At 50.1% G+C, this 13,398-nt stretch carries 10 protein-coding genes; 5 read left to right on the forward strand and 5 right to left on the reverse strand.

The window, feature by feature from the left end:
* Positions 1-12 precede the first annotated feature (12 nt).
* The 4 genes from dusA to CPA50_RS05080 form a co-directional block, all read right to left on the reverse strand.
* On the reverse strand, positions 13-1,056 hold the full coding sequence (gene dusA, locus CPA50_RS05070; RefSeq protein ID WP_096782336.1) for a tRNA dihydrouridine(20/20a) synthase DusA: 1,044 nt from the start codon (positions 1,054-1,056) through the stop codon (positions 13-15).
* 227 nt (positions 1,057-1,283) lie between these two features.
* On the reverse strand, positions 1,284-2,270 hold the full coding sequence (locus CPA50_RS05075) for an ADP-ribosylglycohydrolase family protein (protein ID WP_096781361.1): 987 nt from the start codon (positions 2,268-2,270) through the stop codon (positions 1,284-1,286).
* Between the two features lie 140 nt (positions 2,271-2,410).
* Entirely contained in the window at positions 2,411-2,569 is a 159-nt protein-coding gene (locus CPA50_RS19420; protein WP_179397152.1) for a hypothetical protein, read from the reverse strand.
* 363 nt (positions 2,570-2,932) lie between these two features.
* A complete protein-coding gene (locus CPA50_RS05080; protein WP_096781362.1) occupies positions 2,933-3,856 on the reverse strand; it encodes a 5'-nucleotidase in 924 nt (307 codons plus the stop codon).
* 720 nt (positions 3,857-4,576) lie between these two features.
* On the opposite strand from CPA50_RS05080, the gene CPA50_RS05085 reads away from it, so the two are divergent.
* Genes CPA50_RS05085 through CPA50_RS05105 form a run of 5 tightly spaced genes read left to right on the forward strand, consistent with a single transcriptional unit; the run spans position 4,577 to position 11,738 of the window.
* The gene (locus CPA50_RS05085; protein WP_096781363.1) at positions 4,577-7,198 is read left to right on the forward strand and encodes a Z1 domain-containing protein; all 2,622 of its coding nucleotides are present in this window, start codon (positions 4,577-4,579) and stop codon (positions 7,196-7,198) included.
* Positions 7,191-8,213, forward strand: a complete 1,023-nt coding sequence (locus tag CPA50_RS05090) for a PD-(D/E)XK motif protein (protein WP_096781364.1) — start codon at positions 7,191-7,193, stop codon at positions 8,211-8,213. Before CPA50_RS05085 ends, CPA50_RS05090 begins: the two co-directional genes overlap by 8 nt.
* Entirely contained in the window at positions 8,195-10,072 is a 1,878-nt protein-coding gene (locus CPA50_RS05095) for a hypothetical protein (RefSeq protein WP_096781365.1), read from the forward strand. The genes CPA50_RS05090 and CPA50_RS05095 overlap by 19 nt, the downstream gene beginning before the upstream one ends.
* Complete coding sequence (locus CPA50_RS05100; protein ID WP_096781366.1) at positions 10,069-10,977, forward strand: hypothetical protein; 909 nt, start codon at positions 10,069-10,071, stop codon at positions 10,975-10,977. The genes CPA50_RS05095 and CPA50_RS05100 overlap by 4 nt, the downstream gene beginning before the upstream one ends.
* Positions 10,974-11,738, forward strand: a complete 765-nt coding sequence (locus CPA50_RS05105) for a hypothetical protein (protein ID WP_096781367.1) — start codon at positions 10,974-10,976, stop codon at positions 11,736-11,738. Before CPA50_RS05100 ends, CPA50_RS05105 begins: the two co-directional genes overlap by 4 nt.
* A gap of 38 nt (positions 11,739-11,776) precedes the next feature.
* Here the strand turns inward: CPA50_RS05105 and CPA50_RS05110 are convergent, their stop codons facing one another.
* Positions 11,777-13,351 (reverse strand): DNA cytosine methyltransferase, encoded by a 1,575-nt coding sequence (locus CPA50_RS05110; RefSeq protein ID WP_096781368.1) that lies wholly within the window; start codon positions 13,349-13,351, stop codon positions 11,777-11,779.
* Positions 13,352-13,398 lie beyond the last annotated feature (47 nt).

Here is a 13,398-nt window from a genome sequence, read left to right on the forward strand (position 1 = left end):
TTAAGGCCCGGGTCAGGCGTTAGCGGTTGCATCCGTTCCCACAGAGTGTTCAGTCTCATGGACCTTTTCCAGTGCCGTCTGAATAACTTCCAGGCCGGCACCGGATTTGTGAGCGTTTTCACTGATATAGCGACGGAACTGGCGGCCACCGGGGACGCCGTGGAAAAGCCCCAGTACATGCCTGGATATATTGTTGAGGAACACGCCGCGTTCAAGCTCACTCTGTATAAACGGATACATGGCCTGGAGTGCCTCGTGGCGGGAAGCAACAGGAGCTCTGGTACCAAAGAACTCTGGATCAACTCCAGCCAGAAGCCAGGGATTGTGATAGGCCTCGCGGCCCAGCATTACGCCATCTGTGTGTTCAAGGTGCTCATGGCACTCAGTGAAGGTTTTGATGCCACCGTTGATAATAATTTCAAGATGGGGGTATTTCTGTTTCAGCCGGTACACCCAATCGTATTTTAACGGAGGTACATCCCGGTTTTCCTTAGGACTCAGGCCTTCAAGAATGGCGATACGTGCGTGCACAATAAACGTACGACAGCCTGCAGTACTGACTTTTTCAATGAACTCGCAAAGATCTTCCCAGGACTCCCTGCCATTGATGCCGATACGGTGCTTAACCGTGACCGGAAGGCTGGTGGCGTCAATCATTGCGCGCACCCCCTCTGCCACTTTATCTGGATACGCCATAAGACAAGCGCCAATCATATTGTTCTGAACCCGGTCGCTGGGGCAACCAACGTTAAGATTTACCTCACTGAAGCCAAACTGCTCAGCCAGTCTGGCGCAATGGGCCAGTTCACCTGAGTCACTGCCGCCAAGCTGGAGTGCCAGCGGGTATTCGGCAGGGTGGTGGTGCAAAAAACGCCCGGTATCGCCGTGGATCAGAGCACCTGTGGTGACCATTTCGGTATAGAGCAGGGTGTGCCGGCTAAGCAGGCGGGCGAGATAGCGGTATTGTGGTGTTGTCCAATCCATCATCGGCGCAACGCAGAAACGCCTGGATGGTTCAGCGCCGGATTCCCCGGGTGTTGCGGAGAGATTGCCCATGTATTCGGAAGATATGTCTTTGATCATTTGTTGCTCAGTCGTGCCTGTTTTCGGATCCCGGAACTAAAACAGTGCTACAGGTTGCAGCACCCAAATCTGGATCCGTATCTGGTTTCATCACACAGGAACGCCTGTGGCCTGAACAACGCTTTGTTTGAACGGATCGTTTGAGCAGCCAATTCTATCAGGAAAACGGATTCGCCGGACTTTTGGGTTCTTATCGTCCCTCATATGTTTTCAGCGATTGATTCAATATTGGTGATGATTGCAGGGGCATCCCTAAGTCGTGCCAGCCAGCTCAAAGGAATGCCGCGCTCACCTCCGACGCCGTAAAGTGCCGCCATGGCCGGCCCGATGACCCAGGCCCTTCCACAGGAATCGCCCCCGCATTGAATATTCGTGCGAACGGCTTCCGTGTAGCTGCTGGCATGGCTCAGAATATGAAAAATCACTGGCATAGCCTCACCCAGATTACAGGTGCGGCCGAAGGTGTCGCCTGCGCCGGGGGCATCCAGAACCGTGCCGGTGCGGGCTTCGGTGAGGTTATTCCGGGCCGGTGCTTCAGCTGTACCAGCGTCCAGAGCTGCTGGCATTGGGTTGCCCCGGTATAGTTGATCCAGAAGGCGCGCTGTGCACTTTGCCCAGGCCACGGCTTCGTCGTTGTGATTGGTTACCCGGACAGCTGCTTCTGTCACCTTCAGCAGGTTGTTACTGCCGTAATAGCTCGCCACCAGTGGCGGTAGTTTGGATATTGCCGGCAGTTGCATATCGTCGGCGCCACTTTCTGCCAGTTGGCTATGGTCGATATCTTTCTGTTTGATGGTGCCCAGGTTGTCCAGTGTGCCCCGGGTGGGTTTGTCGATATAGCCCTGCCAGCGGCCACCGGGCCCGAAAAACGCCTGAAAGCGCTGCTGGTAATCGCGGATATCCAGAGTGCCGTTATGAGCCAGCAGGCTGTCGGTGAGCACCCCTGTGGCTGCACCATAGTGGCTGATATCACCAGACTTTTTGCCTTCATGTGCGAAGTAGCCGAATCCGCCTTTGAAATAGTCGGCCTTAGGTGTCAGAAATTCCGGTGACGCGCCGCCAACTTCATGGATGCGCCGGCTGTCGTATAGCCAGTGCAAACCGAGACTGGCTGCATCTGCAACCCAGCCGCCGGCAAGGGCTGCGATCATCGTTGCTTTTCTTTCGCCGGACAGGGTGCAGGTCATTGGAAGCCCTCATTCGTTATAGTCGGTATTTACGATCAGGAAAGTTGCCCTTGCCGGTCACCTCCGGCTACTTGTAGCCTGCAGGATTCTGTCTGGTGATGCCAGCAGGGCATTTACTGGTGTTTCAACAGCGGGCTGGATTACTGGGCTGAGCCCCTCACATCCGCTGGGGTGTCAGCTGTTTTTGCAGGGTAACTCCCTGCTTCATTAGTACGATCGGCCTGTCCGTCCATGGCAAATGCGGTTGTGGTGGAGAACGCCAGTACAACAACGGCCAGAATCAGGGTGAACTTGTTCATGGTTATATTCCTTTTGTGGTTTTGATGGTTGGCCGCAGTTAAAGGTTTGCTGCTGCCGGTAACATGTAGACACAGGCAGTTGTGGATTTGTTACAAAGGATTTTCAGATCCAGTTCAGATTCTTTATAATGTCCGGTGTAATAAGTGGTGGAGTTGAGCAGTTTTCTGAAGGAACCATTTACTGGTTCCTATGTCAGTAGGTTATGAGCTACAGAGCGATTTGCCTTAAATGTGGTCTTGGCGCTATGTAACTTTTGTATTGTTGGTTGGGTCGTAAACCTCTTGGGTGGAGCTGGTCTCCACCTTTTTTTATTGTATCCGTACCAGATAATGCTGCCCTTATAGTGCACCGAGCTGGTGGAATCACGAATTCGCCACCCCGAACGGAATATGCACCATGGGAATATCTCCGGCTTCGGATTCCAGGTGCGACCTCTGGTCATCAAAAAACATGTGGGGTTTGAGCACGTTCAGAATGCGATCTTTCTTCATCCCACCCAGGAAGAAAACCTCATTGGCATCGACGCCCCAATGCTCCAGCGTTGTGATTACACGCTCATGGGAGGGGGCATTGCGGGCGGTTACAATGGCGATGCGTAATACCCGTCGATAATCGGGGTTTTGTGTTACGGCCTCGTCTTCCAGTTTTTGCAGGTGTGAAAGCTTGCGGAACAAATCTGCAAGTGGTCCGGGGCTGTGGGGAATTTGCGCACGGGAAGTCTCATGCTCCTGAAACTCCTCCAGCGAGCCGGTTTTGTACACTCGCTCAGAGGCGTCATCCGCAATTACTCCATCGAAGTCGAATGCAATACGCAGCTCCGGATCATCTTCGTCATCCACTACCTTGCTAGGCAGGACCGTACCTGCCGGGTGGCCGTAATCGATAGCCTGGGATACATCAGATGCATTGGCCGAAAGGAATAAGGATGCATTGAATGCGGGAATGTAGGCGTAGGGTGATTTGCCTTCCAGAAAAGCGGCTCGGGTAATGTCCAGGCCGTGGTGGTGAATAGAGTGGAAAACCCGCTTGCCGGTAATTACCGAGTTTCGTGATAGCAGGACCACTTCCACCGGGCATTGCTCGGGGAACTTCTGGTTCACACTCAGGAAGCGTTTTACGAACGGGAAAGCGACACCTTTATGCAGGGGTTCGTGCAGATGAGCTTCCTGATACTTCCGATAGGCTTTCTCACCCTGTTCCCGGAATACCTGGTCCGACCCGGAAAGATCAAACAAAGCGCTGGATGCAACCGCGATTACGAGCTTGTCTTCGATTGGGTAGGGCATCGGCAGGGTGTTCCTTTTTTTGGAGGGCATCGAACTTCGAAGCTTTAATTTTAAATCTACTGTGCAAGTGCATTTTGGTTTTATCAAGCAGGAGGCCCTTACGATTGACAATATCAACGTCGATGAAGCGGGGCGTATCAGATGTGAGATCTGAACGGTGATCCCCACGGGACAACCGAAAAAGCATGAATGGCCGAGTTCTCACCTGCGCCACTGGTAAGCGAGGCCACGAGGATTTTAGCCTGGTTCGAATGCGGCAGTTTGCATGGGTGGTGACGTACACAGCTACATTCTAGCAAAGCGAGTAGTGCTTCGATAACGATGGACATACGTAAACTATTGAAAAGTTTTGTACGACTTTGATAGAACTCTCCGGAAATCCTTGGAATCCTGTAATTAGAAGGCTAATGTTTCTCAAAAGATTATCAGAAAATAAATGGGTAATAGTGACAGTGGGTACGGGACCCTCATCGTAGAGTTTGGTCCAATCAAGTTGTTGTAAAAACTGTAGTAGGAAAAATGTCTGCGGACTAATTCTGTAATGGCTTCTGAAATTGCTGCCGGATTGGCAAACATTTCGGCAAGGTAAAGGTTTATGACCAAGTGCAGCTGGGCTGCTTAAAGGTCAGTCTGATCATACGTTAAATCTTGAGTATTATTAGGCAACCTGACGCCATTGCTTACGAACTCCACGATAATAAGTTGTTCAAGGGTTGACGGATGACGAGTACACAAGTTGATGCTGTAGTGGCGATGTTGGATGACGCTCTGCCAACTTCCAAGGATCTAGAGTCTGCACTTAAAACTGTGAAGGATCGACAAGAGGCTTTGATGCCCGGATTGTTGCCGCCGGAAATTTATAATCAAGCCTTCAAGATCATGGCCAAGCGTTTGGAAGATGTGGAGGTGATCAAAGTTAATTCCGTCATCCGGAAGCGAGACCCCTGGTATTGCGGATCAAAACCAAGTGACCTGCATTGGCCCGCCCTGAAAAAATATCTACTGAATGCAAAAAACTGGCACACGAGTGATGTTGAGAGTATAGACACAACCTCAACAGAGGTTATGTCTCTGCTAAATAATCCTAAGGAAGAAAAGTTTACATGCAAGGGCTTGGTTGTAGGTCACGTTCAGTCCGGCAAAACCGCAAACATGACAGCGGTCATGGCGAAAGCAATAGATGCTGGCTACAACACGATTATCGTTCTGGCAGGCCTGACCAATAAACTCCGCCAACAAACCCAGCTGCGGATAATGAGTGATCTCGTTGAGCGGCGCCGGGGGTATTGGCATGTGCGCACCGCGGTAGACGAAAATGGTGACTTCCAGAAGCCACCCAGCGGAGGCCTGTTATCGCATTCTGATGGTGTTCAGCTCGCCGTTGTAAAAAAGAACGTGTCTCCCCTGGAAAAGCTTTTTCGCGCTATTAAAGAGACTCCCCCTTTTGCACTAAACCGCTTGAAAGTTCTTATAATAGATGATGAGTGTGATCAGGCCAGTGTGAACTCTGCATCCGGTGAAACGGACATGACAGCTATCAACGAGCGAATCAGGGGGTTGTTAAAACTTTTCCCTTCGGTGACCTATGTTGGCTATACGGCAACGCCATTTGCGAATGTTTTTATCAACCCCTATAAGCCAGACGGCGTGACGCTGGACGACCTTTATCCGAGTGAGTTTATAACCTGTTTGCCAACTCCAGAGCGGTATTTCGGTGCCAATAAACTTTTCGGGCAACCTCCTGTGGAGTCAGACCGTGATGATAGCGACGATGGGCTGGATATGATTCGTCATATTGATGAAGATGAAATACCTCTGCTCCAGCCAGCAAAGGCGAAAGAGCGAGAGGTTTTTCAGCCAGCAATGGCTCCGTCACTTGAACAAGCTATTATGTATTTTCTTTGTTGCTGTGCAGCTCGCCGTGTTCGGGGGGATATGGATAAGCACATGTCTATGCTGGTCCACACCTCAGCATACGTAACAATGCATGACAAGCTGGCCTCACTTATCCGAGGGTGGCTCAATGTTAAAGATGCGGAGTTGCGCGTCGCAGGCAGTAATACTTCTAAGCGCCTTGAGACGGTCTGGAAGAAAGAGAATGGGCGGGTAGGAGCCGACGTTGCCAGTGAGGCTCCTATTGAGTTCTCAGATCTTATTCAAGAGATTCCCGCCGTATTGGATCGAATCGAAGTGCCTATTGAAAATGGTGCCAGTGATGACCGAATAGATTACACCGGCAACGCTAAAACATATATCGTGGTCGGCGGTTCCGTGCTTGCGAGAGGCCTTACAATAGAAGGCCTCATGGTTAGTTACTTTCTCCGATCTGCCAGTCAATACGACACCCTCCTCCAAATGGGGCGATGGTTTGGCTATCGACCTCGATATGAAGACTTGCCACGGATCTGGACTACGGAAGACTTAGCTCTTAGGTTTCGCGCATTGGCTGGGATCGAGGCTGAGGTTCGTGAAGAGATTGAAGAATACCGGATTCGGGATATAACCCCGAAGGAAATGGCGGTGCGCGTCCGTGCTATCCCGGGCATGGCAATTACGACAGCTTCGAAAATGAAAGCAGCCAATCGGTGTGCGATCAGCTATTGGGGCACTCATAGACAAACCTTCCGCTTCCATCATCGTGATGCAGCCTTGCTTGCCAGGAATTGGCAGGCAGGGGCTGACCTTGTTAGTCAAGCGGAGAATCTTGGGTTACGAAAAGTTGATTCCGAGGCGCCGCTATGGGCAGATGTGCCAAGAACGGCAATTAATCGATTCTTCTCTACATACGAGTCTCATCACGACCACAAAGACCTATCGTCAAAAGCATTAAATGATTTCATTTCGGGTGCGGGAGAGGTACTACAGAAATGGAACGTCGCGATTATAGGTTCAAAACGGACCAGAGCGTCGGACGATATGTTGGGTGTTATAGGGCAGGTACCTACTGTGAACCGTGCCAAACTCAATGCTGCCAGTGGCTCGGAAACCGCTGATATCAAAGCGTTGATGTCACGCTCTGACTTGGTTGTTGATAGTAATCTCAAGTTTGAAAAGAACATGAAATGGTCGGATTTAAAACTTGCTAGAGAAAGTTTGGTAGGCAATAAGCCACTCTTACTACTTTATATCATTGATAAAAACTCCAAGCCCCAGACGGAGGGCAGCAAAAACCGATCCAAACTCGAGGCAGTGAGCGACATCCTCGGGTACGGAGTCGTTTTCCCAGGCAGCAAAGAGTCATCAGGTAACTATTTCAGCGTTGATGTGGAGTATGTTTCTGGTGATGAGATAGACGAGATTGACGAAGAAGAGCGGGCTCAGACGGAGGCCGCAAATGTCTGAGATCGAGAAGTTCGCGAGTTATCAGTGGTCGTTGCTCAGGCAGGGTGAATGTGGCCCTGTAGGAGACGAACTCCCCACTCGGAAATCCCACGTTGAACTGCCGAGTGGTGCAATTCGATTCGCTCTAGGATGCTCAGGGGAAGCGCGATTGCTTCTGCCGTTGGGGCGGGTAGAGAAAGCTGGGAGGTTTCCGGTAAGTGCGGCACTTCAAATTAAGGAGACGATGTCCGATATCGAGGGAGTGAGCTCTAGGCTTCTCGATATTACATGTAGAATCAGAGAATTGGAGAGCGCTTTTGCTGAAGTTGTTGACGAAATTGTACTCCGGATAGAGGGTGGAGCGAGTGTTCCAGAGTCAGTTCGCAGTACGCTTCACGACTTTCGCGCACTTCTCTTGCAATCTCAAAGAAAGGACGTAAGAGCAGAGAAGGTTATTGGCCTCGTCGGCGAGTTGCTTGTGCTCAATGAATTGCTTGATCGCTCTCCTGATGCTTGGCAAGCATGGATGGGGCCTCAAGGCGGTCGACACGACTTCAGAGCTGGGAATATTGCATTAGAGGTCAAGAGTACTCGATCTCCTTCCAACAGTATCGTATCCGTGCAGTCTCTCGAACAGTTTTGTGAGCCGGTTGGTGGCAAGTTGTATCTCATCCGGTTGACTTTGGAAACGACGCCGGGAGGGATTTTGAACGTGGCGAATCTCTTCAGCCGGGCTGCACAAAGATGCTCTCGTCCAGATAAGTTGTTGGAGTTTTTCAAGGAACTGGAATGTCATGATCCCGAAGCGCCAGAATGGAATAGCTTGAGTTTCTCACTTGAAAACGAGGTTCTCTTCCGTATTGATGATGATTTTCCGAGGCTCACTTTGGAAAATTTTTGTGACAATCGGCTTCCTGCGGGAGTTCAGGGCATCAAATATGAAATTGATTTGAGCCAAGCGAATGCGTGTATTCTTCCCGAAACTCATAAAGGTGCTATCCAAGACGAGTTGATTAGATGTCTAACGCAAGAATGAAGCTGCATTCGGAGCAGTACGGAAAGTCCGGAAACATCGGTGAGAATTTCAGAAAGTTGCTCGGTTCTCCAACTCTGGACCCTCTTCAAACAGTGATCCGTGAGTCAGTTCAGAATGTTCTGGATGCGGCGAAACTCGGTAAGCCTCCAGAGGTTTTGATCAGGCTCAGGCGGCTTTCACGTGGGCAGATGGATACGATGGCCTCGGACGTTTTTGGTGATCTTCCGGAAGAAGGTAGTTCTCGCGAGCGAATTGCTGGGTTTCTCGATACAGATAGCCCTCTTGTACTGGAAATTTGCGATTTTGGAACGACTGGCCTTGGAGGGCCTACTCGTTCAGATCAGATCCCTGTCGGGACTACGCGAACAGATTTTATTGATTTTCTTAGGAATATCGGAAGTAGTCGGGATACAGATCACGGTGGTGGTACCTATGGGTTTGGGAAGGTATCCCTATATGCAATGAGTTCCTGCAATACCATCCTGGTAGACTCATATGTTCATGGAGATGAGGAAAAGTATCGTCGCTTTATGGGCTGCCACGTGGGTCGATCGTTTGACGTAGAGCGAGATAGTTACTTGCAAAGATATACCGGCCGCCATTGGTGGGGAGAGTTGTCCCCGGATGGGGACTTTGCGGAGCCTTTGACTAATGAAGATGCTGGCAACCTTGCGTTATCTTTGGGATTTTGTGAGAGAACCAAGAATAGAACAGGCACGTCAATTATGGTTCTCGGCTTGGACGTTCGTAATGATGAGGGCGCTGATGACCCACCAGAGTTGGTAGGTGCGAAAATTGTCGAGACATTGTTATGGAACTTCTGGCCTAGGATGATGGGTAGCACGCCAACATCTCGAAAGCTGACCTGTAACGTAGAGGTACACGGTGTATTTCTCGAGATACCAGCTCCTGAACGGTTTCCCCCTCTAGATCTTTTTTGCATGGCGATGGACAAGATCCGCTCCGGAGAAAATGCTGACGTTGCCATGATTTCGTCTCAGCGGCCTGTCCAAGATCTTGGTATGTTGGCAATTCAGAAGGGATTGAAAGCGAAAAGAACGCGGTTGGTGGAGGCTGAAAGTTTATTTCCTGAAAGTGCAAGTCATATAGCGGTAATGAGGCCTGTGGAGCTTGTTGTCAGGTATTTTCAGGGAGATTCCTTGCCCGATGAGCGCCTCGAGTGGGCAGGAGTCTTTGTTGTTAATGATGATAATGAGGTTGAGCAGGCATTTGCCGATGCAGAGCCTCCGGCCCATGACGACTGGATTCCTGAAAACCTGCCAAAAGGGCATGCAAAAACTTTCGTCAATGTGGCGCTGAGAGAAATAAAAAAAGCGGCGAGGGAGGTAGCAGCTGAAAGTATGGCACCGAACCCTCAGGGTGAATCAGGGCCATCGCTTGCCAAGGTTGCTGGGGACATAGGCGCAATTCTTGATAAAGGGGCTGGGGATGGCGCCGGCCGTAGACAAGCCGTTTCTGGTAAATCGAAAACCGCACCCAGAAGGGCAAGAGCAACACGACCTGTTTTCGGTAAATTGCTCGATGGGTATGGCTCTCACCTTGGCCCGGTGGCTGTTTTCCTCTCAGAGGTGGTTCAGGATGTAAATAAGTCTGGCGTCCGACTCAAAGGCGATGCGATGTTTGCAATCGATGGAAGCAGCATAGCTGCCGGTAAGAACATTACAGAGAAACCGAAGATTCTTGAGTTCCGCTTTGAAGGTGTATCAGGTGTTGTGAAAGTTGACGCGTTCGGGGTGGATATTAATGGTGAAGCCGGGTTTGTAGAGGTGCTGGTTGCCATGCCCAAGCAGGCGGCAGTTACGGTAAACCTTGAGATAGCTTGCAGGGGTGACGAGTGACTCGAACGGTTGCCTTTCCCTTTCTGACTCTTCCCGACAGTGAGATCAATGCTGAACCGTGGTCTATATGCGTTAACGGCGGTGAGTCGATACCTGCGGCAGAGTTTATTGCGGATTGGGATTATGCTACACAGATCGAATTAACCAGAAACGTAAATGTCAGCTTCGAAGGTGCGGCAGCATCTTTAGGCATTCCCCCTCGGGATCTTGAACTGGCATTGCTGGTTGAGGTCGGAACTGGGGCGGGCCGTTTTCCCCGAACGGTATTAATCTGTGAGCGGTTTCCGATTTCTGCATCATCTGGCAGCATTCAGGTCAAACTTGCGCCGGATAGTGCCAAGCTTTCTTCTTTTATTTTCCTGACAACAACCTTGGTTCTTACTGCTCCACCGGCTGCTTCTGGGAATTTGTCACCAAAACTTACGAATAGCAAACTCTGGTCCGAGCGTTTCATGACGAGGTTGGACGGAGATGAGCCGAGATTCCCTATAGAAATAGCAAGCTTCAGTAGTTTGTTTGGGAATCTTCCTGAATCGAGGGCTCCTTGGTACGTGAGCTGGAATCCCGGAGACTGGAATCGGGATTTTCATGGTGCTGTTAGATTGTATTTGAACAAGGAGTTTCCTGAATTTGTTGAACGGCTTCAGTCTGGTGACGCCTTCCTCTTGCAATCGATCAGTGTTGATATCGTAGGCCAAATTCTTGAAAAGTTGGTTATTGAGGAGGACGCGCAGGAAATTATCGCTAACGCTCCTGCAGGATCTCTCGGTGCTCAAGCTGGAAGTTGGATCAGGCTGGCCTGGCCTGGCGCACCTATCCACACGTTAAAGCAGAAGGCAGAGTCTCAACCTGGAAGGTTTCGGGCGTGTATCTGGGCTATTGCAGAGCAGCAGGATGAATTATGAGCATTGACTTATTTCCTAGACTGAGGAGGTCTGCTGTTGACCAGTTGTTGGATAAGATTAATCCAACTGCAAAGGGCTCAGCTTTCACGCTGGCTTCCAGTTTGCCTGATGGCGTTTACTATGCACCGACAGGTGGATCCAAGGTTTCGTATCCCCGTCTGGTAGAAATCCGGGCTGCAATTCTTGAAATAGCTAAAAGCACTGGATATCCAAAGCTGGCTGATCGTGCGCGTGCAGCCGATTTCGATACAGAAGTTGCAATTTGGCTTAGCGAGATCGCTTATATGGATACAGGCGAGTTCCTGCGTGACGATGTCTGGGCGTGTATTGCAACGGCATTACTTCCAGATGTTGTGATCTGGAGGTTTTCTCTTGGGGCCCGGGATCGATTTCATGGCGGAATCAGAAATGCTTTTCAGCGACTTTGGTTGCGAAGCAGGATACTCGATAGGGGCAAGGAACACCCGCAGCGTTGGGAGTTGTTGCGAGAATTGAGTGAAGACGCGCTCGTTCAGATTACTGAAAGGCCGAGTATTGCTGGGAATAAGGCACTCTCGATTGCTCTTGCTGAAGGCTGGCTATTTGCGTCTCGAAAGTATGGTGCTTCGAAAATGGAGGACCTTATGAGGAGGGTCACCCTCCAAACCCGACTACAGAATGAAATTCAGCACCTGCCATCTATGCCTTCGGGGGAGCTTGAGGAATTGATTAATAATCTTTTTGACGATGCTGCAGAAGCTTTTGGGCTTTCTCTGGCCTGAACACATAGATCATGTGGTCAGGCTTACAGGATGGTCTTTCACGATTTAAGCAAACCGAATACGACTGCTGCGATCCGGATAGCGAGTAGTGGCGGTACCGCATTGCCCACCTGCACGTATTGTTCCGTGCGATTTCCCTCAAAAAAATAATTGTCGGGAAACGTCTGAATTCTTGCTGCTTCACGCACAGTCAAACTTCTGCACTGTGTTGGGTCGTAATGAATGAAGTAATGACCATCCTTCGAAATATGGCTGGTAACGGTACTTGCGACGCGATTTTCAGCCTGTACTTTGAAGCGGTCTGTGAAGTTGCCGCTCTTCCAGTTCTTGTGTGCTGGAGCTAAACTTTCAGGGTAATTCACCGAGCGTGGTGACACTCCATCTTTTACCGCAGCGTAGCAGCTTGCGAATAAGTATCGGTGGAGGTCTTCAGCCATGTGGTTTCTGGCTTGATGGTTTACAAAGCCGATCAGTTTGTCGTCTTTGTACCATTTGGCGAGTTCGGTTGGCAGGCTGTTTTTCTGCCTTCCTTTATTAAGGACGAATCTACCTCCTTGCCCGGGGTCTGATGTGGCTGACTCATAGGCGGCTTTGGCTTTATCTTGTGCACTTTCAGAAAACGCCAGTGCAGGGTGGACCTTAAGAAATCCGTCGCTCAGGTTTTCTTTCCATGCTGCGAAATCATTGGGGTTGCGTCTCGATAAGCCACTACGGAGTTTAGGCAGATCAGCCAGAATTTTCCCTGGGGTGACTTGAACGTCAGTCCTCCAGCCTGCTAGCAGCTCCCCTTCAAGGTCTTTGGGCAATAAATCTTTTCGTACACCCAGCAGGATCACGCGATGTCGAGCTTGGGGTATACCAAACTCTTCAGCTCGTATGACGAAGTCCTTGTTACGATAGTGTCCGTAAAGGTTGCGATCTTCGAGAGGGTGTGCGAACGGAAGAAGTTCATACTCGACTTCGTTTCGGCCGCTGTTCAGGGTTCGTGCAGGACAGGTCAGGTCTTCGCGAATTTTTTCGAAGATCGATTCACCATTCACCTTGGCGGTCAGGATCCCTTTTACGTTCTCCATGACAAAAATATCAGGCTGCACTAGATCAAGTACTTTTAAATACTCCTGATAAAGGAAATGCCGATCATCTTTTTCGGCCGTATAGTCTTTGATTCCTTTGTTCCGGGCACGGCCCACCAGAGAGTATGCTTGGCAGGGTGGTCCGCCTATAACAACCTTGTGCCCTTCGTGACCATCTAGAGCTTGCTCGATTGCGGCAAAGATCTGGTCGTGGTCCTCGCTACCCAGAGCTTGGGGCCCCTCAAGGGTCTCTTGTTTCGCAGCTTGCCATTGCTCTGAGAACTTCTCAGAAAAAAAAGCTTCAGCACTAATTTTATCGCCGGTTTTCAGATAATCATAATACTCCGGAGGTGTCGTGAGACCCCGAAACTGTCTGAAAAAGGCTCTAAGCGTGAGTGTCTTGTGGGCGCTTGCTTCTTTTTCGATTGAAGCCACAATCTTGAATGGATGAGAGTTCCTTTCGTTTTTGAACCGAGAAAACCCCTCGCCAAGGCCACCAGGACCAGCAAAAAGGTCTATTACTTTGATAGTGTCAGTCATCAGTGGTTCGCCAATATCAGGATGGAAGCTAGGATACCAGGTAACTC

This window comes from Marinobacter sp. ANT_B65, from assembly GCF_002407605.1.
In the GTDB taxonomy this organism is placed as follows: domain Bacteria; phylum Pseudomonadota; class Gammaproteobacteria; order Pseudomonadales; family Oleiphilaceae; genus Marinobacter.

Coding starts and splice junctions, on each gene's coding strand:
- CPA50_RS05110 (WP_096781368.1), bottom strand. CDS start 13,351: ATGACTGACACTATCAAAGTAATAGACCTTTTTGCTGGTCCTGGTGGC.
- CPA50_RS19420 (WP_179397152.1), bottom strand. CDS start 2,569: ATGAACAAGTTCACCCTGATTCTGGCCGTTGTTGTACTGGCGTTCTCC.
- CPA50_RS05085 (WP_096781363.1), top strand. CDS start 4,577: ATGACGAGTACACAAGTTGATGCTGTAGTGGCGATGTTGGATGACGCT.
- CPA50_RS05105 (WP_096781367.1), top strand. CDS start 10,974: ATGAGCATTGACTTATTTCCTAGACTGAGGAGGTCTGCTGTTGACCAG.
- CPA50_RS05095 (WP_096781365.1), top strand. CDS start 8,195: ATGTCTAACGCAAGAATGAAGCTGCATTCGGAGCAGTACGGAAAGTCC.
- CPA50_RS05080 (WP_096781362.1), bottom strand. CDS start 3,856: ATGCCCTACCCAATCGAAGACAAGCTCGTAATCGCGGTTGCATCCAGC.
- CPA50_RS05090 (WP_096781364.1), top strand. CDS start 7,191: ATGTCTGAGATCGAGAAGTTCGCGAGTTATCAGTGGTCGTTGCTCAGG.
- CPA50_RS05075 (WP_096781361.1), bottom strand. CDS start 2,270: ATGACCTGCACCCTGTCCGGCGAAAGAAAAGCAACGATGATCGCAGCC.
- dusA (WP_096782336.1), bottom strand. CDS start 1,056: ATGGGCAATCTCTCCGCAACACCCGGGGAATCCGGCGCTGAACCATCC.